The organism is Burkholderia sp. 4M9327F10, from assembly GCF_005503145.1.
Taxonomy (GTDB): Bacteria; Pseudomonadota; Gammaproteobacteria; order Burkholderiales; family Burkholderiaceae; genus Paraburkholderia.
Genome location: NZ_SCNV01000001.1, coordinates 389795 through 413608, shown reverse-complemented (window position 1 = coordinate 413608; position 23814 = coordinate 389795). Strand labels below are relative to the sequence as shown.

Annotated in this window: 21 protein-coding genes; 14 read left to right on the top strand and 7 right to left on the bottom strand. The window is 64.2% G+C overall.

Annotated elements, in window-relative coordinates; translation table 11 throughout:
• The first annotated feature begins 96 nt into the window (after nucleotides 1-96).
• The 5 genes from FFS45_RS01825 to FFS45_RS01805 all read left to right on the top strand — a co-directional run bounded on the left by FFS45_RS01825 (nucleotide 97) and on the right by FFS45_RS01805 (nucleotide 5323).
• On the top strand, nucleotides 97-1398 hold the full coding sequence (locus tag FFS45_RS01825) for a gallate dioxygenase (RefSeq protein WP_137952954.1): 1302 nt from the start codon (nucleotides 97-99) through the stop codon (nucleotides 1396-1398).
• Nucleotides 1399-1477: 79 nt separating this feature from the next.
• Nucleotides 1478-2827 carry an MFS transporter gene (locus FFS45_RS01820; protein WP_137952953.1) on the top strand — a complete coding sequence of 450 codons (1350 nt, stop codon included), beginning with the start codon at nucleotides 1478-1480 and terminating at the stop codon, nucleotides 2825-2827.
• Nucleotides 2828-2892: 65 nt separating this feature from the next.
• On the top strand, nucleotides 2893-3918 hold the full coding sequence (locus FFS45_RS01815) for an amidohydrolase family protein (RefSeq protein ID WP_137952952.1): 1026 nt from the start codon (nucleotides 2893-2895) through the stop codon (nucleotides 3916-3918).
• Between the two features lie 2 nt (nucleotides 3919-3920).
• Nucleotides 3921-4604, top strand: a complete 684-nt coding sequence (gene ligK / locus FFS45_RS01810) for a 4-carboxy-4-hydroxy-2-oxoadipate aldolase/oxaloacetate decarboxylase (protein WP_137952951.1) — start codon at nucleotides 3921-3923, stop codon at nucleotides 4602-4604.
• A gap of 20 nt (nucleotides 4605-4624) precedes the next feature.
• The gene (locus FFS45_RS01805; protein ID WP_249362538.1) at nucleotides 4625-5323 is read left to right on the top strand and encodes a substrate-binding domain-containing protein; all 699 of its coding nucleotides are present in this window, start codon (nucleotides 4625-4627) and stop codon (nucleotides 5321-5323) included.
• Between the two features lie 135 nt (nucleotides 5324-5458).
• Here the strand turns inward: FFS45_RS01805 and FFS45_RS01800 are convergent, their stop codons facing one another.
• Entirely contained in the window at nucleotides 5459-6553 is a 1095-nt protein-coding gene (locus tag FFS45_RS01800) for a porin (protein ID WP_137952950.1), read from the bottom strand.
• 485 nt (nucleotides 6554-7038) lie between these two features.
• Here FFS45_RS01800 and FFS45_RS01795 point away from each other — a divergent pair, with 485 nt between their 5' ends.
• From FFS45_RS01795 to FFS45_RS01775, 6 genes are all read left to right on the top strand, one after another.
• Nucleotides 7039-8325 (top strand): MFS transporter, encoded by a 1287-nt coding sequence (locus FFS45_RS01795; RefSeq protein WP_137952949.1) that lies wholly within the window; start codon nucleotides 7039-7041, stop codon nucleotides 8323-8325.
• 187 nt (nucleotides 8326-8512) lie between these two features.
• On the top strand, nucleotides 8513-9430 hold the full coding sequence (locus tag FFS45_RS01790) for a DUF4148 domain-containing protein (RefSeq protein WP_171029538.1): 918 nt from the start codon (nucleotides 8513-8515) through the stop codon (nucleotides 9428-9430).
• Nucleotides 9431-9820: 390 nt separating this feature from the next.
• The gene (locus FFS45_RS01785) at nucleotides 9821-10090 is read left to right on the top strand and encodes a DUF4148 domain-containing protein (protein WP_137952947.1); all 270 of its coding nucleotides are present in this window, start codon (nucleotides 9821-9823) and stop codon (nucleotides 10088-10090) included.
• A 111-nt stretch (nucleotides 10091-10201) separates the two neighbouring features.
• Nucleotides 10202-10561 (top strand): DUF4148 domain-containing protein, encoded by a 360-nt coding sequence (locus FFS45_RS01780; protein ID WP_137952946.1) that lies wholly within the window; start codon nucleotides 10202-10204, stop codon nucleotides 10559-10561.
• A 187-nt stretch (nucleotides 10562-10748) separates the two neighbouring features.
• Complete coding sequence (locus FFS45_RS41545) at nucleotides 10749-10925, top strand: hypothetical protein (RefSeq protein ID WP_171029537.1); 177 nt, start codon at nucleotides 10749-10751, stop codon at nucleotides 10923-10925.
• Between the two features lie 346 nt (nucleotides 10926-11271).
• Complete coding sequence (locus tag FFS45_RS01775) at nucleotides 11272-11862, top strand: YSC84-related protein (RefSeq protein ID WP_137952945.1); 591 nt, start codon at nucleotides 11272-11274, stop codon at nucleotides 11860-11862.
• A gap of 61 nt (nucleotides 11863-11923) precedes the next feature.
• Here the strand turns inward: FFS45_RS01775 and FFS45_RS01770 are convergent, their stop codons facing one another.
• The 4 genes from FFS45_RS01770 to ptsP are packed head-to-tail and all read right to left on the bottom strand — an operon-like array spanning nucleotide 11924 to nucleotide 17648.
• On the bottom strand, nucleotides 11924-12178 hold the full coding sequence (locus tag FFS45_RS01770) for a DNA-binding protein (protein WP_137952944.1): 255 nt from the start codon (nucleotides 12176-12178) through the stop codon (nucleotides 11924-11926).
• Nucleotides 12179-12233: 55 nt separating this feature from the next.
• Nucleotides 12234-14057: a PTS fructose-like transporter subunit IIB gene (locus FFS45_RS01765; RefSeq protein ID WP_137952943.1), complete on the bottom strand. Its 1824-nt coding sequence runs from the start codon at nucleotides 14055-14057 to the stop codon at nucleotides 12234-12236.
• A 7-nt stretch (nucleotides 14058-14064) separates the two neighbouring features.
• Entirely contained in the window at nucleotides 14065-15147 is a 1083-nt protein-coding gene (locus FFS45_RS01760) for a 1-phosphofructokinase family hexose kinase (RefSeq protein ID WP_137952942.1), read from the bottom strand.
• Nucleotides 15144-17648 carry a phosphoenolpyruvate--protein phosphotransferase gene (ptsP, locus tag FFS45_RS01755; protein WP_137952941.1) on the bottom strand — a complete coding sequence of 835 codons (2505 nt, stop codon included), beginning with the start codon at nucleotides 17646-17648 and terminating at the stop codon, nucleotides 15144-15146. Before ptsP ends, FFS45_RS01760 begins: the two co-directional genes overlap by 4 nt.
• 224 nt (nucleotides 17649-17872) lie before the next feature.
• Here ptsP and FFS45_RS01750 point away from each other — a divergent pair, with 224 nt between their 5' ends.
• Entirely contained in the window at nucleotides 17873-18889 is a 1017-nt protein-coding gene (locus FFS45_RS01750) for a LacI family DNA-binding transcriptional regulator (protein WP_137952940.1), read from the top strand.
• Here the strand turns inward: FFS45_RS01750 and FFS45_RS01745 are convergent, their stop codons facing one another.
• The gene (locus tag FFS45_RS01745; RefSeq protein WP_137952939.1) at nucleotides 18890-19678 is read right to left on the bottom strand and encodes an alpha/beta hydrolase; all 789 of its coding nucleotides are present in this window, start codon (nucleotides 19676-19678) and stop codon (nucleotides 18890-18892) included.
• 163 nt (nucleotides 19679-19841) lie between these two features.
• Between FFS45_RS01745 and FFS45_RS01740 the strand changes: the two genes are divergently transcribed.
• A complete protein-coding gene (locus tag FFS45_RS01740) occupies nucleotides 19842-21320 on the top strand; it encodes an HD domain-containing phosphohydrolase (RefSeq protein ID WP_137952938.1) in 1479 nt (492 codons plus the stop codon).
• 10 nt (nucleotides 21321-21330) lie between these two features.
• Here the strand turns inward: FFS45_RS01740 and FFS45_RS01735 are convergent, their stop codons facing one another.
• Nucleotides 21331-22203 carry an oxidoreductase gene (locus FFS45_RS01735; RefSeq protein WP_137952937.1) on the bottom strand — a complete coding sequence of 291 codons (873 nt, stop codon included), beginning with the start codon at nucleotides 22201-22203 and terminating at the stop codon, nucleotides 21331-21333.
• Nucleotides 22204-22889: 686 nt separating this feature from the next.
• Here FFS45_RS01735 and FFS45_RS01730 point away from each other — a divergent pair.
• Complete coding sequence (locus FFS45_RS01730; RefSeq protein ID WP_249362536.1) at nucleotides 22890-23813, top strand: CmcJ/NvfI family oxidoreductase; 924 nt, start codon at nucleotides 22890-22892, stop codon at nucleotides 23811-23813.
• The last annotated feature ends 1 nt before the right edge of the window (nucleotide 23814 follow it).

Genomic DNA, 23814 nt, shown 5'->3' with positions numbered 1-23814 from the left:
GACGCATCGAAGGCGTGCAACGCCTGCTGCATTCCGCACTCGCAGGGTTTGACGGTTTTTCTGGCGGTTTGAGCGGGCTTTTCAAGGACTACAGGTATGGCAAGGATCATCGGAGGCATCGCTGCCTCGCACACCCCCACTATCGGTTTTGCTTTCGACAAGAACAAGCGTGACGATCCCGTCTGGGCGCCGATCTTCGAGAACTTCGCACCGTTGGCCGAGTGGTTCGCCGACAAGCGTCCCGACGTGATCCTGACCATCTACAACGATCATGTCACCTCGTTTTTCTTCGATCACTACTCGGCGTTTGCACTAGGCGTCGGGCCCGAGTGGCCCGTCGCCGACGAGGGCGGTGGGGCGCGCGATCTGCCCGCTATCAAAGGCCATCCGGGTTTGGCCGCGCATATCGGCAACTCGCTCATGAGCGACGAGTTCGACATGTCGTTCTTTCAGAACAAGGCGCTCGATCATGGCTGCTTTTCACCCTTGTCGATGCTTTTCCCGCACAAGCCCGAATGGCCGGTCAAGCTCGTGCCGTTGCAGATGGGCGTGCTGCAATTGCCGATCCCCAGTGCGCGACGTTTCTACAAGCTGGGCCAGGCGCTAAGACGCGCAATCGAAAGCTATCCTGAAGATCTCAAGGTCGCGATCGTCGCAACAGGTGGCTTGTCGCACCAGGTGCATGGCGAGCGCGCCGGTTTCAACAATACGGATTGGGACCAGCGCTTTCTCGACCTGTTCGAAAGCGACCCTGAGCAACTGGCCGGGATGACGATTGCCGAATACGCCGAGCTTGGCGGATTCGAGGGCGCCGAGGTTGTCATGTGGCTCACCATGCGCGGGGCGTTGCCGGCGAACGTCGTCTGCAAGCATCGCAGCTACTACCTGCCGTCGATGGCAGGCATTGCGACCGCAATCTACGAGAGCACCGCTGGCGAGACGAACCCGGCGATTCTCGAACGCCATCGGCAGCAGATGGCGCTTCAGTTGACCGGCGTCGAGAAGCTCGAGGGCACCTATCCCTTCACGCTAGAGACAGCAGTGAAGGCGTTCCGCATCAACGACTATCTGCATCGGATGGTGGAGCCGGCCCATCGCACAGCCTTCCAGCGCGACCCCGAGACCAGCTTCGAGGCGGCCGGCCTGAGCGAAGAGGAGCGGGATCTGATCCGCCGGCGTGACTGGCGCGGCCTGCTGCATTACGGCGTGATCTTCTTCATGCTCGAAAAGCTTGGGGCGGTGACCGGCGTGTCGAATCTGCACATCTACGCGGCAATGCGCGGAGAAACCCTCGAAGCCTTCCAGCGCACCCGTAACGCGCCCGGCGCACTGTATTCGGTAGCGGGAAAGACAGGTGGAAAGCTCGATTGGGACAGTGCGGATAAAGCAAAGCGTTGATCGGTACCAGCGTACATAACCACGCACATAACAACGCAAATAAATCGCAACCCTATTGCATGGGACGGAGACAGTAGTGATGACAAATGGAAAGATGATCGATATCAAGGCCTTTATCGACGAGCGACCTATCGCGCCTTACCAGTGGCTACTGGTGGCGCTGTGTTTCCTCGTGGTGATTGCCGATGGGATGGACGTCGCCATCATGGGTTTTGTGGCGCCGTCGATCATCCATGACTGGGGCATTTCTCGCCCCGCTTTCGGCCTGGTGATGAGCGCCGCGCCGATTGGTCTGGTGATCGGCGCCCTGGCAGCAGGGCCCGCTTCCGATCGTGTCGGGCGCAAGGGGGTATTGATCGCCTCGGTGTCTCTGTTTGGCGTGTTTACGATTGCGACGGCATTGACCCAGTCGCCGATGGCGATGGCCCTGTTGCGACTGCTGACCGGCATCGGCCTCGGCGCCGCCATGCCCAATACGACGACGCTCCTGTCGGAATACGCGCCACAGCGCAAGCGTTCGCTGCTGATCACCATCATGTTCACCGGTTTCAACCTGGGCTCGGCCCTGATCGGCTTTGCTGCCGGTTGGCTGATTCCCGCCCACGGGTGGCGCTCGGTATTGATTTTCGGTGGCGCCCTGCCGTTGGCGTTGATCCCGCTGCAACTGTGGCTGCTGCCGGAGTCGGCCCGTCTGCTGGCGGTGCGCGGCGCACCGTCCGCGCGTATCGGCGCTGTCCTCGCCCGGGTATGCGGCGCGCGCTTTTCCGGCGACGAGGTGTTCGTCTCCAACGAACCGCGGTTGCCCACGCGCAAGCCGATCGGTGTACTGTTCTCGCACGGCTATGGCCTGATGACGGTGGCCTTGTGGGTCACCTATTTCATGGGCCTTCTGGTGATCTATCTGCTGACCGGGTGGCTGCCCACCTTGATGAAGGACGCCGGCCTGAGTGTGACCACGGCCGCCAACACTACGGCCATGTTCCAGATCGGCGGAACGATTGGCGCGATTCTGGTCGGCTGGACGATGGACAAGATCCGCCCGGCACCCGTGATCAGTGCTGCCTATGTCGGCGGCGCGCTGTGTGTGCTCGGTCTGGGATGGATCGGCGCTTTGTCTTCGTCGCTCACCTTGCTGGTTTTCCTCGCGGGCTTTTGCATGAGTGGCGCGCAGACCGGGCTGAATGCTTTTGCACCGGGCCGGTACCCGACCGCGGCGCGTGCGACCGGGGTGAGCTGGATGTTAGGCATGGGACGCTTCGGCAGCATCTTCGGGTCTGCTATCGGCGGCGCGCTGCTTGGGCTCGGCTGGCAGTTTGGCGCGATTCTGGCCATGCTGGCCATTCCCGCCGCGCTGGCTGCGATTGCGATCTTGCTGGCCCAGCGCACCAGAATCGCCGAGGCTGCTGTGCAAGTCAACGCGGCACACTAGGGAAGCCGGCGCGCGGGACACTCAGGAAAGCGCGCCGGCAATGAATTCATTTTTTGGAAGCAACGATGATCATCGACATTCACGGCCATTACACGACCGCGCCGAAAGCGCTGGAGACATGGCGTAACCGCCAGATTGCGGCCATTGGCACACCGTCCGCGATGCCGATGGTGTCGGAATTGCACATCAGCGACGATGAGTTGCGAGAGTCGATTGAAAGCAACCAGTTGCGCCTGATGCGCGAGCGCGGTCTCGACCTGACCATCTTTAGCCCTCGTGCCAGCTTTATGGCGCATCACATTGGGGATTTTGAAGTCTCCAGCACCTGGGCTGCGATCTGCAATGAGCTGTGCCATCGCGTGAGCCGGCTTTTTCCCGATCATTTCATTCCGGCTGCGATGTTGCCGCAAAGCCCTGGCGTGGATATCGCCACCTGCATCCCCGAGCTCGTCAGGTGTGTGGAGCAGTACGGCAACGTTGCCGTCAACCTCAATCCGGACCCGTCGGGGGGGAATTGGACCAGCCCGCCGCTTTCGGACCGCTACTGGTACCCGATCTACGAGAAGATGGTCGAGTACGACATCCCCGCGATGATCCACGTCAGCACGAGCTGCAACGCGTGCTTTCATACCACGGGCGCGCATTACCTGAACGCGGACACAACGGCATTCATGCAGTGCCTCACCTCGGACCTGTTCCGCGATTTTCCAAGCCTGCGCTTTGTGATCCCGCATGGCGGCGGCGCTGTGCCGTATCACTGGGGCCGCTTCCGCGGGCTGGCGCAGGAGCTGAAAAAGCCGTTGCTGAAGGACCATTTGCTCAACAACGTCTTCTTCGATACCTGTGTTTATCACCAGCCGGGCATCGACCTGCTGACGCGCGTCATTCCCGTGGACAACATCCTGTTCGCGAGCGAGATGATCGGCGCGGTGCGTGGCATCGATCCGGAGACGGGCAACCATTTCGACGACACGAAGCGCTATATCGAAGCCGCGCATATCGATGCAGACGAGCGGTACAAGATCTACGAGGGTAACGCACGACGTGTCTATCCGCGCCTCGACGCAGCGCTCAAAACGAAAGGAAAGTGATCATGTATGAACTGGGAGTCGTATACCGAAACATTCAGCGCGCCGATGGCGATGCGGCCACCGCGCTTGGCGCGCTCGGGTCCGCGACCGTCCACGAGGCGATGGGGCGTGTGGGCCTGATGAAGCCCTATCTGCGTCCAATCTATTCTGGCGCGCAGGTGGGTGGCACGGTCGTCACGGTCCTGCTGCAGCCGGGTGACAACTGGATGCTGCACGTTGCGGCCGAGCAGATCCGGCCGGGCGATATCGTCGTTGCCGCGGTCACGGCGGATTCCACTGACGGCTTCTTTGGCGACCTGCTGGCGACGAGCTTCAAGGCGCGCGGCGCGCGGGGGCTCATTATCGACGCAGGCGTGCGCGATGTGCGCGTGCTCACGGAGATGAGCTTCCCGGTATGGAGCAAGGCGATCTCGTCCAAAGGGACGGTCAAGGCGACGCTTGGGTCGGTAAACATACCGGTGGTGTGCGCTGGGGCGCTGGTGAATCCAGGCGACGTGGTCGTCGCGGACGATGATGGTGTGGCCGTGGTGCCCGCGGCATCCGCGCGGAAGGTGCTCGACAAGGCGGCGGCGCGTGAAGCCCTCGAAAGCGAGAAGCGCGCGAAGCTGGCGAGCGGGGTGCTTGGTCTCGACATGTACAACATGCGCGAACCGTTGCGGCAAGCCGGGCTGCGCTATCTCGACTGAACATGACGGCAAACCGGGTCATGGATCAGATTTCGAAGCCGCTTGCCGGCATCTCTTCGATGGCCACCCGTGGCGTGCTGGCCGAACTCGTCGAAGAGTATCACTGGCGTTCTGGGCAGCGGGTCGTCATCGAGTCGGTCGGAGGCGTTGAGGCTGCCCGGCGTGTGCAGGACGGCGAGCCGTTCGACGTGGCCGTGCTTGCAGCCGACGCAATCGATCGGCTGGCCGATGCCGGCAGGATCGATCCGGGGAGCAAGGTCGATCTGGCCCGTTCGGGCGTGGCTGTGGCGGTGGCAAGCGGCGCGCCGCGCCCCGACATCCGCACTGAAAGGTCGCTGCGCGATGCCATTCTGGCCGCGCGCAGCATCGGCTATTCGACGGGACCGAGCGGTTCGCACCTGGCTCGCCTGTTCGAGCGCTGGGATATCGCTGAGACGATCGCGCCGCGCATCGTGCAGGCTCCCCCCGGTGTGCCGGTGGGCACGCTGATCGCACGCGGGGAGGTCGAACTGGGTTTCCAGCAATGGAGCGAGTTGATGCACTTGCCGGGTATCGATGTGATCGGCTCCTTGCCGCCAGAGATCGAGGCCGTTACCGTTTTCTCGGCGGCGGTATGCAGGAGCTCGCCGCAGCAAGCGGCTGTGGCGGCGCTGCTCGCCTTCCTGGCCTCACCCGAGGCTGACGCCGCCAAGCGTCGTCATGGCATGGAGCCGGCATAGCGCGGAGCGGCATCGCGCTTAAACCGGCCGTCTGCATGATCGCGGCGCTCATTGCAGGAACCGGACCCGCTTCAACGGCAGTGGCCGCGATCCCGCAAGCGTGATCGCGGCCACTGGAACGAGGATGCCTCGTGCCTAGAAGCGGGTGTGCAGACCGACCCGGACAACGGCCTGGGTCGGCGTGTCCGAGGCGTCACCCGAATCGTTCATGCCGTTGATTTGCGCGTCTGCGCCGGAATTGGCCCGTTGATAGACGCCAAGTACGTACACGTCGGTGCTCTTGGAGAGTGCGTAGTCGAGGATGCCGGCAATCTGGTGAGCGTGATTGTTGTCGACGGTCTCATTGCCTTTCATGTACATGTACGAGGCACCTGCACTCAGCTCAGGCGTGAAGTTATAGTGCACGCCGGCCGAGCCTTCATACACCGCAGCACCGTTGGCGGAGTTGTGGACCGTCGTGAACAAAGCATTCGCTACCCAGCCGCCGAAGCGGTAATGCGTGCCCACACCCCAGTTACGCACACTGACTTGCGGCGATCCGGCCGTGTAGTACTTGATGTTGGTAAAGGCCGCGTTGGCGCCGAACGACGCGGCAGCATAGTTGAGCGCGAAGCTCGTGGAGTTGCCCGCGCCGATCGATCCGGCTACGCCGCCAAAGCCATACATCGCGCCTGCGCTGAAACCCGCGAAGACCGGTGAGACGTACTTGAGCGAATTCGTTACGCGCTCGCCAGCCATGCGGTCCCAGTCGAAAGCACCGGTCGCGTTGCTGGGCAGATCGAGCTTCGTGAACGGGCCGGCGCGGAAGTCGTAAAAGTGTCCGGAGAGTTCCGCCGGATCGTCACCGGCGAAGTAGAGCGAGTCGGTCATGAAGTCGTACTGGTTCCCCATCGTGACCTTGCCGAGCTTGTCGTCCACCAGCCCGACAAACGAAAGCCGGCTAAACAGGCTCGAATTCGGCATGAACTCGCCGTTGTCGACCTGAAACTGGTCGACCAGTTCGAAGATGGCCTTGGTACCGCCACCCAGGTCCTCAACGCCGCGGAAACCCCAGAGATTCGGTCCGTTGACCCCGTCGTCCATTTTCACGTTATGTTGACCGGACTGATTGCTGACGTAGGTAATACCGGTATCCACCATGCCGAACAGGGTGACGCTGCTCTGCGCGTGTGCCGCTGTCGTCACGCAGGCCCCGACGAGGACCGCCAACGTGCGCTGCTTGTTTCTCATGCTTGAAGATCTCCTTACTTGTTTTAGTACTGCAAATCGAATGAACCGGTTTGTTTTTTTTTGAGCGGCGTCCTGTTCCGTATCGGGTTGCATCGGAGACGAACCACGATACGTTGAGACGCGAAGATATAGAAAAGCCACTGCGCTCCGAAAGTGCGGGTTAACCAGATTCGACGCGTGAAAAGCGGCTTGATGTGATCGTCATGTTGCGGGAGCGCCCAGCGCAGATGTCACAAAGCGCCGCTTGAATAAGGTTTTATGACAATCCCGGGCACGACGTTTGAACAGCGCGACCGGAGACGCACCGCGGGGTAGGGATAAGCAAAATAGATGACAAACAAAAGAGATCGCAACCGTGTTGGCTAGCGGATGTGACCGCCTGCGTGCCACTATTATGCTCATCGGATGGGCGCGGACCGGAATAGCCGCCTGCCACAGAGATATAGAGGGTCGCCGCTTGTCGCCGACCCCACAGGAGACACGCAATGCTGAAGTGGTTCACGCAATTGTCGACGCCCGAGAAGCGCACCTTCTGGGCCTGTTTCAGCGGCTGGGGCCTCGACGCCATGGACACCCAGATGTATGCCCTTGCGATTCCGACCTTGATCGCGCTGTGGGGCATGACGCGCGGGCAAGCGGGACTGCTGGGCACGACGGTGCTCATCATGGCGGCGCTGGGCGGCTGGGGCGCGGGTATTCTGGCCGACCGTTATGGCCGCGTGCGCGTGCTGCAGTGGACGATCGTATGGTTTTCCGCGTTCACGCTGCTGTCCGCCTTCACCGGTTCGTTCTGGCAACTCATGCTGACGCGTAGCCTGCAAGGCATCGGCTTCGGCGGCGAGTGGGCAGTGGGTGCGGTTCTGATCAGCGAAACCATCAACCGTGAAGTGCGCGGCCGGGTGGTGGGCGCGCTGCAGGCGGGCTGGGCGGTCGGCTACGGCATTGCCGTCCTGTTGTCTACCGTCATGTTCGACTATCTGCCTGCGGCTATCGCATGGCGTGTCCTGTTTGGCCTGGGGATTTTGCCCGCCGTGCTGGTGTTATGGATCCGGCGCAATATTCAGGAGGCGCCTGTCTATGCCAGGACACACGCGCAGCGCCAACGCAGTACTGCGAGCATGTGGGACGTGTTTGCAGCGCCGTTGCGCGGCACCACCCTCAAAGCCATTCTGCTCACGTTCGGTATCTACGGCGGCAACTATGTGATGATCACATGGCTGCCCGCCTATCTGAAGCTCGGCTTGCATCTGTCGATCAATGACGTCGGCGGTTATCTGGCGTTGAATATCCTGGGCTCTTTCGCAGGAGCGTTTCTGAACGGCTGGATGGCCGATCGCTTCGGACGCCGCCGTACGTTTATCACCATCGCCTGCTGCCAGGCTGTTGCTGTCGCGATCTATACCTTTGCGCCGATCGGTCTTGGCGTGACGATGTTGTTCGGCTTCGTACTGGGTACCTTGCAATCGGGGACGGCAGCCGGCACGGGGGCGTATATCGCGGAGCTGTTCCCGACCAGCATCCGCGGCTCGGCGCAGGGCCTCTGCGGTAACGCGGGTCGCGCACTGGGCGCGGTGATGCCGACGCTAGTCGGCGTCCTGAGTGCGAGCATGCCGTTGGGCGCGGCAATGGGATTGTGCGCGGCGCTGTCGTACTTTCTGGTGGTGGCAGCGGCATGGATGCTGCCGGAGACACGCGGACGGGATCTCACCGAGGTGGTGGAAGCGGCGCAGCCCACGGTGCCCGCGGCCCAGCCGGGGGAGGCGGGATCCTGATTGCACACCGGCTGCAACCCTGATGTTGGCGGATAGCGACTAAAGCTTGACGCATCCAATCGATATGTGACTCCGTACGTTACCTGGGTAGAGGCATACCGTGGACACAGCGCTTGGATAAAGCGCGTGGACATAGCGCGACGCGGCAATGCGCGTATCCCGTCCAAGGCTTAACGGAACCGGCTTCATGATCACAAACCCGATCGGCAATCCAAAGGTAGCGATTCTGGCTAGCGTTCTGATGGGCGCGCTCACGGTCACAGTCTTTATGCTGCGTCCGGGCAAGGGCGGCTTGCCCGCCGATCCGGCCAGTTTTGAGCATCGGGGCGTGCTGCCTGCCGGTGCTCCGGATGGTCCGCATGCCGCATGGCTGGCGACGGGCAAGGTCGCGGTCCAGGCAGATCGCCGTTTGGACGCGAGCCATGCGGCCGTTCTTGATGCTGTTCGCGCAAGCCTGCAACGTAACGACCTTGCTTCGGCGAGGGTGTTGCTGGGTGCAGAGCAGACGCTTTACAAAGACGATCCGCGGCTCATCGCGCTGCAAAGCGAATTGCAGGCGCGCGAAGGCGGCGTGAACCGTGCGTTGCCGCCTGGGCATGTGGTCGAGGCACCGGCAACGTTGCACCCGCATCGGTTTGCCTCGCGATCCTCGTCTCCAATGGAGCATGCGCACCGCGTCCTGGCGTTGAGCCACGAGCGTGCGGGTCGTCCGCCGCAATACGCGCGGAGTACGTGGACGCCCGAAGTCGAATCGGCAAGCGGAACGAGCAATAAGCCTGAAGAATCACGTTCCATTCCGGCGAGTCCGCAGTTAGCTATTGCTTCGCCCGTGTTGGCCCAGCCAGCCGCCGAAGTGTCAGCCTCCGCGCAATCGGTTGCGCTCCCACCGCCGGCGACACACGTTGTGCAGACGACGCAAAGCGATCCCGTGCGCGCGCCGACGCCAACGGTGTCGACTCAGGCGCCGAAAACCCGCGCCGAGGTACGCATGGAGGTCGAGCGTGCCCGTTCGGACGGCGCCCTGCCGCGTTTCGGCAATCCCGATCCTGCCGGACCGGGTGGTGCGCCGAGCCGGACAGCCCATGCGGTGGCGCTTGACTGGTAGCCACTCTGCTGCGTCGAGTGCCAGGCGGTGGCGTGCGGCCTTGCAACCGGTATTCCCCAGCATCGTCCTCGCGTCCTCGGACAAGACGCATTCGAACGCCTGCCCAACAGCGCTTTCATCCTGACCAGCGTTTCCTCTGACGAAAATGGCATGCAGAGCCATGCTTCGACGCACAACCGCTGGCGCGTCCGCAAGGATCAGCCTGTGCCAATTGCGCTAACACGATGACGAGGCGGTTTATTCCCCGGGATCTTGCGTTTCGCGCTTAAACGGCGTTCCAGGCGCATAGCGACGTTCCGTTGCACGTCTTTTTTTGCTTTGCCGGGAATAAACCCTGTGCAAGTTGGGTTCTCCATCACGTAGGCCGACCCAAACTCACTGGAGTTCATCATGAAGAAAATCGCATTTGCCGTGTTGTCTGTCGCCGTACTCGCTTCATCGAGCGCTTTCGCCGAAGGAAAGACACGGGCTCAGGTGTATCGGGAACTGATCGAAGCGCAACAAAACGGTCTTGGCTATGTGACCGACTCGTCATACCCGGACGTCAACCCGATCTTCGCGCAACAGGTGGAGCGGCTGCAGCAACAGGCGCGGGCATCGTCGGCAAATGACGGCAAGATTGCTGCCGTCTACGAATCAGGTAGTAGTGCGAATCAGTAAGAGAAAGATATTTCTGTTTAGATTTTGTTGAAAAATCTGGAATACCCGACGCAGTTTTGATGTTCACCTCGATGAATGCGTCACCCACCCACTATCAGTTAGGAGTTTGAAATGAAAAGCTTTGCAAAGATCACCCTTTCGGTTGCCCTTCTCGCTTCGACGGGCGTGTTTTCAACTGCCTTCGCACAGGGAACGAGCCGTGCCGAGGTCTACGCCGACCTCGTGCGTGTCGAGCAAGCCGGCTACAATCCCGCCGCGTCGAGCGACACGAGCTATCCGGCCGACGTTCAGGCTGCCGAAGCGAAGCTTGCCGCTCAAGGCAACGAGCGCGTCGCGAATGACGCGTCCGTCGATGCGGCGAGCGTGGGCGGCGCCATGTCGGGCTCCAGTTCAAGCGGTGCCCACATGCCGCTCAAGGCAGCGGATTGCGTCGGTCCGGTCAGCTTCTGCAATCTCTATTCTGGAAGCTAGGTTTTGGCAGCCAGGCACACGGCGGTTGCGGCGAACTGCGCGATCCTTAAGCAGGCAACCGCCAGCCGTTCGCTCGCAACCAGCCGTCGCCAACGTTTCGGGTTTGCCGCACTTGCGCGTTTCATCCATTACGCTTCTTATTCAGATGTGACGCTGGTTCTTGAGCCAACTGCGGAGGGGCTCTTAGATGAAACCACTACTCGGATTGCTTGCGGTCTTTATCGTGGCGATGCTCGCCGCGGTGTTTGCCGGCCAGTATGGCGAGGCAGTGGTGCGCATGGCCGGTTATGTGGCGACGCTGGCCTTAGGCGGCATGGTGGCGCTGCTGGTGCAAAACTGGAAGAACCGCCGGCCGCGACGCTAGCGAAGCCGGCCATCACTGCAAGCCCCCGCGTAAGACATACCGGGTGTATGTCATTTTTTCCCTGCCTGGGCGTTTGAAGCCCGCACTTCGCTACACGCCTTCTTCTTCGTCTCTTTCCTTGTTCTTAGCCCCGCCTTGAGCGGCCCGATTGCCTGTTGGCGCCTGCGCAGGCAGCCATGGGGCGACGTGGCCCGCATTTTGCGACTACGGGTGTAGCTGCGAATGACAGGCTTACCGTTCAGGGAGGGTACATGAACAAAGACCAGATCGGGTGCCGCTACCGGTAATTGTTGTCCCGGTTGGCCGCGGCTCAACTGTCCCATTCACATAAGAGAAGGAATCCACCATGCGTCGCCGACAATTTATTCTCTCGACAAGCGCAGCGCTTGCCTCGACAGGTCTCGCGCTAGCTGGCTGCACGACGACTCCGCCGTCCTCCGACACCGGCTCGTCTACCGACGCGGGCAAGCGTCAGACCATCAACGCCGGGGTCGACTCGACACTGTCCCGCCTATATGACACCGTGCACGGCTCTCGCGAGCTCCTCTCCAAGGCACAAGGCGTGCTGGTGTTCCCCTCGGTTATCGCCGCCGGCTTCTGGGTGGGCGGTCAGTACGGGCAGGGCGCACTGCGCGTGGCAGGGCGAACCACCGGTTACTACAGCATTGCTGCGGGATCCTTCGGTCTGCAGATTGGTGCGCAATCCAAGGCGATTGTGTTCCTGTTCATGACGCAGGACGCGCTCAATAAATTCCGCGAAAGCCAGGGTTGGGCGGCGGGTGCGGATGCGACCGTGGCGGTCGTCAAGGTGGGGGCGAACGGCGATATCGACACCTCGACCGCAACGAGCCCGGTACAGGCCTTTGTGCTGACCAACGCAGGGCTGATGGCGGGTGTCTCGCTGGAAGGCTCGAAGATCTCGCGTCTGGTGATCTGAGCGGGGGGGACGGTCAACCCATGACCGTCCCACGGCTTTCACGTTCTGCGTCGCTCTTTACCTAAGCGTACGCAGAATGCCAGCCGCCGAGCAGGCGGTCTACCGCTTCACGTGCGTCGCGGATCGCGTCAGCAAAGGCGTCGTCAAGCGCGTCTGCCGGGTGCACGCCGGGCGCTTCGTGCTCGTAACGGGCGGCATGATGATCGCCCAGTTGCCGTGCGAGCGTGCGGCGAATCTTCAGGCCGTGGCCGTCTCCCGGGACGCCTTCTACCCGTATCCGGTAGCCTCTATACGTCTCGCTGTGCTCGTGTGTCATGACGACCGTGCCGCTGCGCAGAGTTGAACGTTCGGGGCCGAGGGGCAACCTGCGCTCAGGCCGAGGCAACGGCGGCGCCCGCGCTGAGCGGGCGTTTCAGCAAGCCGACCGCCACCGCGGTGACGAGCGTTCCAACCGCGATCGCCACGACGTACATGCCAAGATGCGTGACAGCATTCGGAATGGGCAACACGAAAATACCGCCGTGAGGCACCTTCAGTTCCACGCCTGCGGCCATCGAAATCGCGCCCGTAATCGCCGAGCCTGCCACGCACGCCGGAATGATCCGCATCGGGTCGCGGGCTGCAAACGGAATCGCGCCTTCGGTAATGAATGCCATGCCGAGTACGGCTGCTGCATTGCCCGCTTCGCGTTCATCCAGCACAAAGCGGTTGCGGAAGATCCACGTGGCGAGCGCGATGCCGAGCGGCGGCGTCATCCCTGCTGCCATTGCCGCCGCCATCGGCGTATAGACCTGGCTTGCGATCAGGCCGGTGCTGAATGCATAGGCCGCCTTGTTGACCGGACCGCCCATGTCGAAGGCCATCATCGCGCCGAGCAGCAGGCCGAGCGTAACGGCGCTGCCGGTCTGCATCGAACGCAGCCAGTTCTCGAGGCCATGCAGTGCGCTGGCCACCGGAGTGCCCACCACATAGATCATCAACAGGCCGACCACCAGCGTCGACATTAGCGGAATGATCAGGACCGGTTTCAGGCCTTCGAGGTTGCGGTGCAGTTTCAGCTTGCGGCTAATGAGGAGTGCGGTATAACCCGCGAGGAAACCCGAGATGATGCCGCCGAGAAAGCCCGCGCCCAGGCTCGCGGCGAGCATGCCGCCCACCATGCCGGGCGTGATGCCGGGCCGGTCGGCAATCGAGTATGCGATGTACCCGGACAACACCGGCACGATCAGCGCAAAGGCCGACTTCGCACCGATCTGGAACAGCGCCCATGCGAGCGTGCCTTTGTGCGCGTCGTCGAAGGCATAGATGCCGCCGAGCGCAAACGAAATGGCGATCAGGAGGCCACCCGCGACGACGAACGGCAGCATGAACGAGACGCCGGTCATCAGATGCCGGTATGGGCCGGACGACTTCGCCGAACGCTGCTTCTTGGCCGCCGCGACCTGATCGGCCAGGGCCGTACCCGCGGCCGCGCCGGATTGCTGCGGCGCGGACTGCACGCCGCCCGCGCCGCCTTCGATCTGCGCTTCGGCGATGGCCCGTTCGATCAGCGCCGCGCCTTTGCCGATAGCGCCTTTGGTGCCGGTTTCATAGAGGCGCTTGCCGCGAAAGCGGCTCTTGTCGACCTGGGTATCGGCGGCGATCACCACGAGGTCGGCGGCAGCGATCTGCTCGTCGCTCAAGCGGTTTTGTGCGCCGACCGAGCCTTGCGTTTCCACATGAATCTCGTGGCCGAGCGACTTCGCACCTTGCGCGAGGCCCTCAGCGGCCATGAAGGTGTGGGCGATGCCGGTAGGACACGAGGTGATCGCCACTATCTTTAGCGTGCGCGGGGCTGCGTTCGCCGTGGAGGTTGCCGCTTGCGGCGCTGCGCTTGCATTGACTGCAGCAAGGCTTGCCACGCGCGCCAGCACCGCGTCGGCCTCACGGATCGCATCGTCGAGCGACACGCGGTGAATGGTCTTGCCCGCGAAGGGCGTTTCGTCGACCTCGGCACCGGCGTCGGCGGCAATCAGCACACTGTGCGCCGTGGCGATCTGTGCGACCGTGAGTGGATCCTGCACGCCGAGCGCGCTACGCGTTTCGACGGCGAGGGTGGCGCCGCGTTTCTGTGCGGCGCGGTTCAGCGCTTGCGCCGCGACGGCCGGCGTTGCGCTCTGTTGTGGGGACGACACCAGTCCAATCAGCTTGTCCATGGCTCTCTCAGGTTGGTACGGCTTGGTGTGGGGTGACGTGCCGCGCATCTGCGGCAACGTTGAAGCTGGCCACCTGGACCCGCGCGGCGAGGGCGTCGAGGGTCGGGTGGTCCGGCAGATGCGGGCCGACGCGCGCGAGCTTGCCGGCGGCGAAGGCGGTGGCGCGCTGGCCGAGTTCGTGCCACGGGCGCGCTTCGACGAGGCTCGCGATCAGTCCTGCCACAAGTGCGTCGCCGGCGCCGACGGTGCTGGCGACGGGCACGCGCAGCGGCGCGGCGTGCCAGCCTGCGTATCTGGCCGCGCTGTCGGCCGCGCCGTCGGCGGCGGGGGATGCATTCGACGCGCCTGAGACGTTCGCGGCGCGCGTGAGGCCCAGTGCGCCGCGCTCGCCGAGCGACACCACGACGTACTCAATGCCGCGCTTCACCAGTTCGCAGGCCGCCTGGACCAGCGCGTCTTCGTCCGCGAAGGTGCGGCCGAGCGCCGCTTCCAGTTCGGCCCGGTTCGGCTTGATCAGGTCAGGCAGTTCCTCGGCGTCGGTGGCGGCGAGCGCATCGGCGAGCGGCGCGCCGCTCGTGTCCAGCGCGACACGCGCACCGGCCGCATGCAAGGCCCGCGTCACGCGCCGGTAAAAGGACGCCTCAACGCCCGGCGGCAGGCTGCCCGCCAGCACGAACCAGCGGCCCGCTACGGCCAGCTCGGCAATGCGCTGCTCCAGCGCTTCGACGTCGGCCGTGGTCGGCAACGAGGTGGCGAGTGAGGTGGCCACATTGATGTCGGTGGTTTCGTGGCGTGCACTATCCACCAGCTTCACGTTGATGCGCGGCCGGCCGGCGATGCGCACGAAACGGTCCACGATGTTTTTCTCGGCGAACATCGCATCGAAGGCGGTCGCATCGTCCGAGCCGAGCAGGCCCGTGGCGATAGTCTCGATGCCGTAGTCGGCGAGGCACCCGGCCACGTTGACGCCTTTGCCGCCCGCATTGAATTCGAGCGAGGCGGCGAGATTCACTTCGCCGAGGGCGAGGTTTTCGACGCACACGGTTTGATCGAGCGCCGGATTCGGCGTGACAGTCACAACGGTGTTCATGCGGCGGCCTTGATCTCTGCGTTGTCGAGCGCGCGCACGGCCTCGACGTCTTCGCAATCGAGCGCGCGCCGGGCCAGCGCCTGCAGCGCATCGAGTCGTGCGCCGCGCAGCCGCGTTTTCACGGCGGGGATATCGCGGGCGCTCATCGACAGTTCATCGACGCCGAGACCCGCGAGAATCGACGCGCCGAGCGGATCGCCCGCGAGACCCCCGCATACGCCGACCCACTTTCGATGGCGCCGCGCGCCGTCGACGGTCTGCTTGATCATGCGCAGCACGGCCGGGTGCAGGCTCTCAGCCATGCGCGCGAGCTCCGGATGTTCGCGGTCTACGGCCAGCACGTATTGCGTCAGGTCGTTGGTGCCGATCGAGAAGAAGTCGACCAGCGCCGCGAAGTGATCCGCGAACGCGGCGGCCGACGGCGTTTCGACCATGATGCCGAGCGGCACCTTGGGCGCGTCGAGTTCGGCGCGCACGGTTTCCGCGAGCGCGATCGCCTGGCGGGCTTCGTCGAGCGTCGAGACCATCGGGAACATGATCCACAGCGGACCTTCCTTCGCGGCGCGATAGAGCGCTCGCAGCTGCGGGATGAACAGGTCGGGGCGGCGCAGGCACAGACGCACACCGCGCACGCCGAGAAATGGATTCGATTCGTGCGGCAGGTTCAGATACGGCACCTGCTTGTCGCCACCGATATCGAGCGTGCGGATGATCAACTGACGCCCGCCGCTGGCTTCGATCATGCGGCGGTAGGTATCGTACTGTTCGTCTTCGCTCGGCGCGTCGTGACGTTCGAGGAACAGGAACTCGGTGCGCATCAGGCCGACGCCGTCCGCGCCGTTGGCAATCGCGTCGCGCACCTGCTCCGGACGCGTGATGTTCGCGCCGATCTCCAGCACGTGGCCGTCGAGCGTCGCGGCGGGTAGTGCGCGATTGGCGGCGGCGCGCTCGGCCTGCCCGGCGAGTTGCAATTGCGTCTGCCGTGCGCGCTCGCGGTCGTTGGGCGACACGCCGACATACAGACGCCCCGAAGTGCCGTCGAGCACCGCTTCACTGCCGTCGGCAATCTGCATCAACCCCGCGCCGCAGGCGACGGCGGCCGGCACGCCGAGCGTGCGGGCGAGAATCGCGGTATGCGAGGTCGGGCCGCCGGACACCGTGCAAAAGCCGAGGGTCACGGCCGGGTCGAGCATCGCGGTGTCGGACGGCGTGAGGTCTTCGGCAATCAGGATGGCGGGCGTGTCGAGGCGCGCCGGTGCGGCGACGTCTTCGCCAAGATGTTTCAGCACGCGCCGCGCGACGTCGCGCAAGTCGGTGGCGCGCGAGGCCAGCAGCGGATCGGGCAGGGCCGCGAGGCGGGCAGCCTGTTGCTCGGCCGCCTGATGCCACGACCAGGCCACGCCGTGGCCGTCGAGCAGCAGGCGCGCGGCGTGGCCCAGCAGTTCGGTGTCGTTCAGCAGTTCGCGGTGCGCGGCGAAGATTTCGCCCTCTGCCGCACCGAGACGCGCCGAGGTTTCGCGGGCGAGCGCTTCGAGTTCGTTCGCGGTGTTGCGCAGCGCGTCGTCGAGCCGATGAGTGGCTTCGACGGTGTTGCCGGGACGGTCCTCGATTTCCAGTTGTGTGGCGCGCAGCACGCGCACCGGGCCAATCGAGAAACCGGGGCCGGCGCTGACGCCTTCGAAGACATCGGCGGGATCGAGCGGCGTCCACAGTACCGGTTGTGCCTTCTGGCGGCGGGCGCGGGCCGCTGCGGCGCGCTCATGCTCTTCGGCTGAGAGCGCTTCGATGGTCCGCTTCAGGGCCGCGAGGGCATCCACCGCGTCGACGCCCTGCGCGGACAGCACGAGTTTCGCATGCGCGGTCGCGCCGAGTTGCAGCAGGCTGACGAGGTTCTTCGGATCGGCGGCAACATCGCCGTTACGCACCCGCAAGGCAGCCTGATAGCGCTTCGAGGTCGCGACCCAGGCGCTCGCGGGCCGGGCGTGCAAACCGTGCGGGTAGTCGAGCACCAGTTCGACGCGCTGCTCGAAGTCGGCCGGCGTGGAGCGGACAACGCTGACATGCGCTTCGGCCGTGCCGTTCAATGCGTCGACCAGAATCTGCGGCTCGCGTGCTTCGACCAGTGTGTGCAGTTGCTGCGGATCGCCGATCAGGCGCGTCAGACGTTGCAGCAGCGCGATGTGCTCGTCGGACTGTGCGGCAATGGCCACCACCAGCTTGGCGCGCTCGCCGTCGTGCCACTCGACACCCTCGGGCAATTGCAACACCGCCACGCCCGTGCGACGGATCAGGTGACGGTCTTCCTGCATGCCGTGCGGAATGGCGACGCCGTTGCCGAGGTAGGTGTTCGAGACTTTCTCGCGGCCGTGCAGGCTCTCGAGATAGCCAGGCTCGATAAAACCCGCAGCGGCCAGCAACTCGCCCGCCTGGACAATCGCGTCGTGTTTCGAGCTGGCGCGGGCGTTGAGTCGGACCAACTCTGCGGTAAGCAGCGACGGCATCGCGTCTCCTGGATCGAATCGTTAAAGTGTTCGTATTGGAATCGATACCACATTGAGAGTCAAGCTTTCGCTCCCCTGGCGAAAATCAATGAGATCGGCGCAAAGCCAGGTAGAATGGTCTGGGAGGGCCGCGCCTCAAGTGTTGGGCGTGGGACGGCCGTAGTTCAGATAAAAATAGAATCCAGGGAAAATACCGATCGGTATAAGGAATCGATACCACTTTCATGAATCTACGAATCAAGGATGTTGCCCAGGCGGCAGGGGTGTCGGTCACCACGGTTTCGCGTGTGCTGTCGAATAACGGCCCGGTGCGCGACGCGGTGCGGCAACGCGTGCTGAGCGCCATCGAGCAATTGGGCTACCGGCCCAACGCGGCGGCGCGCCGGTTGCGTTCGGGGGACACCGCGACCATTGGCCTGATCGTCTCGGATGTGCGCAACCCGTTCTTTACCGAGGTCAGCCGCGCGGTGGAAGATGCCGCGTATCAGCAGGGCTTGCGCGTGATCCTCTGCAACACGGACGAGAATCCCGAGAAGGAGGCCATGTATCTGCGGCTGATGGAGGAGGAGCGCGTGACCGGCGTGATCTACTCGCCGACCCACGACGCCGCGCAGCGCTTCAAGGCCCAGGCCTATGACTTTCCGGTGGTGATGATCGACCGCGCCGGGCCGGCAGGCAGCGCGGACGCGGTGGTGCTCGACAATCGCGACGCCTCGGCGCGCCTCGTCGAGCATCTGGTCGAACGCGGCTACCGGCGCATTGCCGGCCTGTTCGGCAATGCCAGTACCACAGGCCGTGAGCGGCACGAAGGTTTCATGGAGGCGCTGCGCCGGCATGATCTGCCGGCGCAGGCCGAGTTCGTCGAGCCGAATCCGGAAAGCGCGCTGCTGCATGTCGGCGCGTGGCTGGCGGGCGAGCCCGGCGTGCGGCCCGATGCGATTGTGGCGAGCAACGGCTTGCTGCTGCTCGGCGCTTATCGGGCGATGAGGGCAAAGTGGGCGGCCAGCGCCACGCCTTCTGAAGTCGCGCTGGCCGGTTTCGACAACGACGCGTGGACGGAGCTCGTCTCGCCGGGCGTGACTGTGATTGCGCAGCCCGTCTACGAGATCGGCAAGAACGCGATGCAGCTATTGATGCAGCGGCTGGCCGATCCGTCCATGTCGACCCGCACGCTGGTGCTGCCCGGCGAACTGGTGATACGCGGCTCGACCGGGCGGCGTGCGGTGCCGGCGGGCGGCTAGCTACTTGACCGTGCGCGCCGCGTCGATGATCGCCGCCGCCACATCAGCCGGCTTCGACAGCATCGCCACGTGGCTCGCATCCACCTTGACCACGGTCGCGCCAATCTGCGCGGCCATCGCAGCCTGCAGTTCCGGCGGGATCATGCGGTCCTTCTGCGTCAGCACGAACCACGACGGCTTGCTTTGCCAGGCCGGTTGCGTCACCTTGTCGTCGGTGCAGCCGGCAAACCACGGGCCTTGCGTCGCGGCGACGAGACGGGCCTGTGCAACCGGCAGGTCCTGCGCGAAGTCGTGGATGATCGCGTCGGTCGAGAGCGTCAGATAGCCGGCGGAGTCCTTTTGCAGCGCGGGCGCCCACACCGGCGCCGGTTTGCCCTTCAGGATGTCGTTGATCGACTGGTCCTTCTGCGGCGCGAACGCCGCCACATAGACGAGCGCCTTGACCTTGTCGTCGTTGCCCGCCTGCGTGATCACCGCGCCGGCCCACGAGTGGCCGACCAGGATCACCGGGCCGTCCTGCTGCTCGATGGCGCGGCGCGTGGCGGCCACGTCGCCGTCGAGCGAACTGAGCGGATTCTGTACCGCCACGACGTGCAGGCCCTTTGCCTGCAAGAGCGGAATCACCTTGTCCCAGCTCGAGCCGTCGGCAAACGCGCCGTGCACCAGCACGACATTCTTGCCCTTCAGATCGTCGGCGGGAGCGGCGGCGGCAGGCGTCAGCGCGCTGATGGACAGAAGGCTGCCGAACATCAGCGTGGCGGCCAGGCACTTTTTGAACAGGGTATTCATAATATCGGTCCTCGTTGGGAAATCGGTCTGACTGCGCAGTCAGACCGCGGACTGAAGGATGCGCTGATCCCGCGCGCGCCTGTATCGGTCAAATGACCGAGGCGCTGGCGTAATCCCGCGACGCGCGACGGCGCGCGGGTTCAACGGAAACAGGGCGATACCTATGGCAGATGCTTCAACAATCGGTGTGCTGGATGCCGTGAAGGCGCTGGCCTTTATTGGCGACCTCAGCATGGGTCAGCCGACGGACCACTCGCTGCGCACCAGCTGGCTGGCGGCGCGGCTCGCCGCCGAAGGCGGCCGTGACGACGCGCAATGCCGGGTGGTGCGGGAAGTGTCGCTGCTGCGCTGGTCCGGTTGCACGGCTAATGCAGCGGGTTTTGCCGACTGGCTCGGCGACGACATCGGCAGCCGCGCGGCGATGCTTGCCATGCGGCCCGGCTGGGGCGGCGAAGCCGAAGCGCAGGGGCGCCTCGAGGCGGCCATCCAGCCGCTTGTGCAGATTCACTGCGAAGTGTCGGGGGAAATCGCCCGCATGCTGGGTCTCGACGATGTCACCCAGGCGTCGCTGCGGCACATCTTCGAAAGCTGGGACGGCGCGGGATTTCCCGAGCGGCTCGGCGGCGCGCAGGTGCCCGAAGCGGTGTTCGTGGTCGCGCTCGCGAGCGATCTGGAGATTCTCAGCCGCGTCTACGGTTTCGAGGCCGCGCAAAAGCTGATCGGGCAGAAGGCCGGGCGCCACTATCCGGACGCCCTGGCGCGCCTCGTCTGCGCGCACGGCGGCGGCTGGTTGAGCGAACTGGAGCAGGAGAGCGCGGAGGGCCGCGACGAGCCGCTGGACGCGCTGCCGCTGCAACCAGGCACGGCGCCCGAGATCGTCGCGGACGTGATCGATCTGAAGCTGCCGTGGATGGCCGGTTACTCGCGGCGCGTCGCCGAGGCGGCGGCAGGAGGCTGCATTCAGCTCGGCTTCGACGGGGAGACCCGGCGCCGGACCTATCTGGCTGGCCTGCTGCACGGCATGGGACGCATGGCGGTGTCGAATGCGATCTGGGACACGCCCGGACGCCTGTCACCTGCCGCGTGGGAAAAGGTGCGCCTCGTGCCTTACTGGACTGCGCGCGCCGGCAAGCAGATCGATGCCTTTGCCCGCGAGACCGAGCTTGCATCACAAGCGTATGAGCGGCTCGACGGCAGTGGCTATTTCCGTGGTGTGGCAGGCGCAGCGCTTGGGGCCGAAGCCCGCGTACTGGCTGCGGCAGCATGCTGGGTGGCGCTGCGTTCGCCGCGGCCCTGGCGAGAGGCGATGTCCGCCGAGGCAGCGGCCGACGTGCTGCGCGACGAGGTGAGCAAAGGGCGTTTCGATGCCGAGTCCGTGCGTGCGGTGTTGTCGGGAGAGGCGGACGGCCGCGAAGCGGGCGCCGCCGATCGCGCCCGGCCCGCGCGCGCCTCGCTGCTATCGCCGCGGGAGGCCGAAGTCTTGCGGCATATCAGTCTCGGCGCGAGCAACAAGGAAGTTGCCCGCGTGCTGCAGATGAGTCCAAGCACCGTGCGCACGCACGTGGAAAGCGTGTTTCGCAAGCTCGACTGCTCAACCCGGGCCGCCGCTACGCTGAAAGCGTCGACGCTCGGGTTGATCTGAACTCACGCGGTCACAGCGGCGCGGTCTGCTTGCTCGTGCCTTCGGGGAAATCCGCGCCCACGGTGGTCGCTTCCCACGCGTCGAAATCGTTGCGCAGGAAATCGAGCTTCTTGCGCGCCAGTTCCAATGCGGCCTTGCCGAGCAGAAGGCGCAGTGGCGGCGTGTCCGACAGCGCGGCGTCGATGATCGCCTGCGCCGCGCGCACGGGGTCGCCCGCCTGGTTGCCGCTACGCGCAGCGGTCTGCTTGCGGCGTTCGCCCGCGGTGGCGGCGTAGTCGTCGATCCGGGTCGCCGATTGCTTGATCGACGGACCTGCCCAGTTGGTGCGGAACGGGCCGGGCTCGACGATCAGCACACCGATGCCGAGCGGCTTGACTTCGACCGCCAGCGACTCGGAAATGCCTTCCACCGCGTACTTGGTGCCGTGGTAATAGCCGGTCGCGGCAAAGCTGGTGAGGCCGCCAATCGACGATACGTTGACGATCAGGCCGCTGCGCTGCTTGCGCATGACCGGCAGCACGGCTTTGGTCATGTCGACGAGGCCGAACACGTTGGCCTCGAACATCTCGCGCACGGCAGCGTCTTCCCCTTCCTCAATGGCGGCCAGGTAGCCGTAGCCGGCGTTATTGACGAGCACGTCAACGCGACCGAAATGCTCGGTGGCGCGAGCGACGGCGGCGTCGATCTGGTCGCGCTTCGTGACATCGAGCGGCACAACGAGTGCGCGCTCGCCGTGACCCTCGGCGATGTCCGCCACTTTCGATGCATCCCGTGCGGTCACCACCGCGCGCCAGCCGCGTTCCAGCACGAGTTTCGCCAGTTCGCGGCCGAAGCCGGTGGAACAGCCAGTGATCAGCCAGACGGGCTTGTCTCGATTCATCATTTTGGAAACTCCTGTTCGTTTTGCAAGGGCAAAAGAGGATGCATGTGCCGGGCGGCATGCCGCGCCGCGAAGAGCACATGGGTGACGGTTGCTGAGCGTTGCTAATAGCGTGCCGGACCGCTCCGGTTCATCCTCGCCGCGTGCTGCGAGGAGCCGCCTGCGCCGTGTGGTTACGTAAGGCGCGTGTCGAGTTGCTGCAAGCGCGAGAAGGGGGGCTTGCGCGGCTCGGGAGTCTGTGTGGACGGCATGTCAGCCAATCCATTGTCGCTGATCTGGCGAATCCGCGTGAACGCGGTGCCACAAGGTGGGGGGATGGAGCGCGGCGCAGGAGGGCAGTTAGCGCAGCGCCAGCAGGATCGACGAAGATACGACGACGATTAACAGGCCGGCTGCGGTCAAAAGGTCATATGGGTAAGCCATGGTGGTATCCATATCCGTAGTGAACTGATGAAGCGATCATAGGCCGACGCGCGTCGGATGACTGTCAACAATTGCAAATTATAGGCGTTGTGTGGCATTAGTAGGCGAAGAAAAATTCACCATCGCATTCCATCGACTCATGCGAGCTGCACCGAAATGTCGTTTGAGACATGCGCATGGATTCGCTTCAATGACGAGACAGGCAGTTCGACAGGCGCAGCTTCCCTGCTAGCGCCGGCGCGGACGGCCCTTTATCTGGAGCGTCCATGGATTCCTTTGTCGAAACACCTTCTCATCTGCGCAGCGCCGCCGCGGGCTCGCCCGTGCCGTCTGGCCCCGGCGATCGCCCTGAATGCCCTGAACGCCCTGTGATCGTCGCAAGCCTGAGCTACCTCGCCGCCACGCATGAACGGCCGGTCAGCTACGCCTACGACCCACCGCCTGGCGTGCCGCGCGAAAACTGCGCCTATGACCCGCACGACATGCCGATTACCGATGCACGCGGGCTGCCGCAAGGCACTTCGATCGACCGTGAGGGTTTCGAACTTCGGGACGCGCCGAGCGCCGTCAAGGATTTCTTCGACGAAGGCGCGGTCCGCGAGATCTACTACCCCGAAGCGGCCGAGCTCGCACTCGCCGTGACCGGCGCTCAACGTGCATACGTGTTCGACCATCTGGTGCGGCGGCGCGAACCGCAAGGCGCGGCGCTGAGCTTCGGGCGCCGCGGCGAGGATGGCGTCGCGGCGGCCAACGGGCGCATCCATAACGACTACACGGAAGCCTCCGGGCGCAGCCGCCTGGGCCGTGTTCTGACCGACACTGCGTTGGCTGCGAAGGTGCGGCGTTACAGTATCGTCAACATCTGGCGTTCGATCAAAGCGCCGGTGCTGGATACGCCGCTTGCCGTCTGCGATGCGCGCAGCGTGCTGGCGGCCGATCTGGTATGCAGCGACGTGCTCTACCCGCGCCGCACCGGCGAAATCTACGTGGCACGTCATTCGCCGCTGCACCGCTGGGCCTATTTCTCTGCGATGGACCGGCATGAGGCGCTGGTGTTCAAGCAGTACGACGCGCAGTTGAGCGGCGTGGCGCGCTTCACACTGCATGCGGCTTTTGATCATCCGCAGCGGCCGGTGGATGCGCCGCGCCGCGAGAGTATCGAATTGCGCTGTCTGGTCGTGTATGAATGAA

What these genes read in the sequence shown, in the direction of transcription:
- FFS45_RS01825 (WP_137952954.1), top strand. Translation starts at nt 97, where the DNA reads ATGGCAAGGATCATCGGAGGCATCGCTGCCTCGCACACCCCCACTATC.
- FFS45_RS01820 (WP_137952953.1), top strand. Translation starts at nt 1,478, where the DNA reads ATGACAAATGGAAAGATGATCGATATCAAGGCCTTTATCGACGAGCGA.
- FFS45_RS01815 (WP_137952952.1), top strand. Translation starts at nt 2,893, where the DNA reads ATGATCATCGACATTCACGGCCATTACACGACCGCGCCGAAAGCGCTG.
- ligK (WP_137952951.1), top strand. Translation starts at nt 3,921, where the DNA reads ATGTATGAACTGGGAGTCGTATACCGAAACATTCAGCGCGCCGATGGC.
- FFS45_RS01805 (WP_249362538.1), top strand. Translation starts at nt 4,625, where the DNA reads ATGGATCAGATTTCGAAGCCGCTTGCCGGCATCTCTTCGATGGCCACC.
- FFS45_RS01800 (WP_137952950.1), bottom strand. Translation starts at nt 6,553, where the DNA reads ATGAGAAACAAGCAGCGCACGTTGGCGGTCCTCGTCGGGGCCTGCGTG.
- FFS45_RS01795 (WP_137952949.1), top strand. Translation starts at nt 7,039, where the DNA reads ATGCTGAAGTGGTTCACGCAATTGTCGACGCCCGAGAAGCGCACCTTC.
- FFS45_RS01790 (WP_171029538.1), top strand. Translation starts at nt 8,513, where the DNA reads ATGATCACAAACCCGATCGGCAATCCAAAGGTAGCGATTCTGGCTAGC.
- FFS45_RS01785 (WP_137952947.1), top strand. Translation starts at nt 9,821, where the DNA reads ATGAAGAAAATCGCATTTGCCGTGTTGTCTGTCGCCGTACTCGCTTCA.
- FFS45_RS01780 (WP_137952946.1), top strand. Translation starts at nt 10,202, where the DNA reads ATGAAAAGCTTTGCAAAGATCACCCTTTCGGTTGCCCTTCTCGCTTCG.
- FFS45_RS41545 (WP_171029537.1), top strand. Translation starts at nt 10,749, where the DNA reads ATGAAACCACTACTCGGATTGCTTGCGGTCTTTATCGTGGCGATGCTC.
- FFS45_RS01775 (WP_137952945.1), top strand. Translation starts at nt 11,272, where the DNA reads ATGCGTCGCCGACAATTTATTCTCTCGACAAGCGCAGCGCTTGCCTCG.
- FFS45_RS01770 (WP_137952944.1), bottom strand. Translation starts at nt 12,178, where the DNA reads ATGACACACGAGCACAGCGAGACGTATAGAGGCTACCGGATACGGGTA.
- FFS45_RS01765 (WP_137952943.1), bottom strand. Translation starts at nt 14,057, where the DNA reads ATGGACAAGCTGATTGGACTGGTGTCGTCCCCACAACAGAGCGCAACG.
- FFS45_RS01760 (WP_137952942.1), bottom strand. Translation starts at nt 15,147, where the DNA reads ATGAACACCGTTGTGACTGTCACGCCGAATCCGGCGCTCGATCAAACC.
- ptsP (WP_137952941.1), bottom strand. Translation starts at nt 17,648, where the DNA reads ATGCCGTCGCTGCTTACCGCAGAGTTGGTCCGACTCAACGCCCGCGCC.
- FFS45_RS01750 (WP_137952940.1), top strand. Translation starts at nt 17,873, where the DNA reads ATGAATCTACGAATCAAGGATGTTGCCCAGGCGGCAGGGGTGTCGGTC.
- FFS45_RS01745 (WP_137952939.1), bottom strand. Translation starts at nt 19,678, where the DNA reads ATGAATACCCTGTTCAAAAAGTGCCTGGCCGCCACGCTGATGTTCGGC.
- FFS45_RS01740 (WP_137952938.1), top strand. Translation starts at nt 19,842, where the DNA reads ATGGCAGATGCTTCAACAATCGGTGTGCTGGATGCCGTGAAGGCGCTG.
- FFS45_RS01735 (WP_137952937.1), bottom strand. Translation starts at nt 22,203, where the DNA reads ATGATGAATCGAGACAAGCCCGTCTGGCTGATCACTGGCTGTTCCACC.
- FFS45_RS01730 (WP_249362536.1), top strand. Translation starts at nt 22,890, where the DNA reads ATGGATTCCTTTGTCGAAACACCTTCTCATCTGCGCAGCGCCGCCGCG.